The sequence below is a fragment of the Anaeromassilibacillus sp. 1001302B_160321_C8 genome, assembly GCF_015554745.1.
In the GTDB taxonomy this organism is placed as follows: Bacteria; Bacillota; Clostridia; order Oscillospirales; family Acutalibacteraceae; genus Anaeromassilibacillus; species Anaeromassilibacillus stercoravium.
This window is the reverse complement of the sequence record NZ_JADNJD010000049.1, coordinates 1-1,460: the sequence shown is the minus strand read 5'-3', so window position 1 is coordinate 1,460 and position 1,460 is coordinate 1. Positions and strand designations below refer to the sequence as shown.

Genomic DNA, 1,460 nt, shown 5'->3' with positions numbered 1-1,460 from the left:
CTTCACAGACAACAAGCCCTTTCGGTTGCTTGAGCAATTTCTTCAAAAATATTGTCTAACTTTTCGGGGTCACTTCATAAGGAAACCACCCGCCTGTTTTTTTATCTGTTTTGATTGGATTCCTTCAAAAGTAGCTCCGAAAAATGGCTGAATGCCTTTGAAAATCCGTGCAAAACGTGCCTTTAATAAGCGGCGCTCAATGGATTGAGCACACCGTAAGCCTTGCTCTCAATGTCCTCAATGTATTTGATTGCAAGCCCTGCGCCGCGCGCTACACACATATCCGGCTCCTCAGCGATACGGACCGGCATTTTCGTCTTCTTGGAAATCAACTTGTCGAACCCAAACAGCTGCGACGATCCGCCGGTCAGGATGATCCCATCCGAATACACATCCCCCATCAGCTCCGGAGGCGTCTTTTCCAGCATCTCCTGTACGGTATAGATGATCTGCATCGCAGGCTCGATCAAAGCTTCCAACATCTCGTCGCACGAAATGTCCGCCCACTGCGGCAGGCCGGTCATCGCGTTACGGCCCTTGACCCGGTGCTTTACCATCTCCTTGCGTGGATACACGCAGCCGATGGCGATCTTGGCCTCCTCTGCCATGCGTTTTCCGATGATGAGATTGTATTTCCGGCGAACATATTTGATGATCGCTTCGTCAAATGCATTGCCCGCTGTCTTGATTGAGCGCGAAATGGCAATGCCGCTCAAAGACAGCACGCCCATGTCGGTCGTGCCGCCGCCGATGTCCACAATCAAAGTCCCGTGCGGCTCGTCGATCTTGACGCCGGCGCCCATAGCCGCTGCAACCGGCTCTTCAATCAGGCAGATTTTTCGCACGCCGGCGGAACTGATGGCGTTTACCACCGCGCGCTTTTCCACCTCGGTGATCAAGCAGGGGACGCTGACCACCACACGCGGCATAAAGACCTTGCTGCCGCTGATCTGTTTCATATAATGGCTGATAAGATACTGCGCCAAATCAAAATCGGAAATCACGCCGTTGCAGAGTGGCTGCACCACATCGATGCGGTCTGAAGTCCGCCCGACCATCGCATACGCCTCACTGCCGATGGCGACAACTTCCTCCGTCTCCACATTGTACGCCACCACGGCTGGTTCTTTTAAAATAACGCCCTTCCCGTCCAAGTAAATTTTTACCGTGGACGTGCCCAAATCAATCGCAATATCGGTTCCGAGCATGCACAATCACTTCCATTCAAAATCCATTTTGCGGCAATTTCAAAGTGCGGCGCACTGCGTGACGCTTTGAAATTGCCGCAAAAGAAAGTATTTTCCCAATTTGAGAATACATTTTATTATATTACATCCACGGAAGCTTTTCAACCGCTGTTCTGTGTTTCATCCCAGTGAACATTGTAGAGCTACAATACATGTTGGACAGAAGAGCAAGTAAAAGCAAATAAAAAAGTAGAAGGACAGAGCCTTCATAGG

The 1,460-nt window shown here is 50.4% G+C and carries 1 protein-coding gene; it reads right to left on the bottom strand.

Annotation, left to right across the window (positions count from 1 at the left end; all coding sequences use genetic code 11):
• Positions 1-182: 182 nt before the first annotated feature.
• Positions 183-1,208, bottom strand: a complete 1,026-nt coding sequence (locus I2E77_RS13655; RefSeq protein ID WP_191362850.1) for a rod shape-determining protein — start codon at positions 1,206-1,208, stop codon at positions 183-185.
• Between the last annotated feature and the right edge of the window lie 252 nt (positions 1,209-1,460).

Bases quoted from the DNA above. Each gene is read 5' to 3' on its own strand.
- I2E77_RS13655 (WP_191362850.1), bottom strand. From the start codon at position 1,208: ATGCTCGGAACCGATATTGCGATTGATTTGGGCACGTCCACGGTAAAA.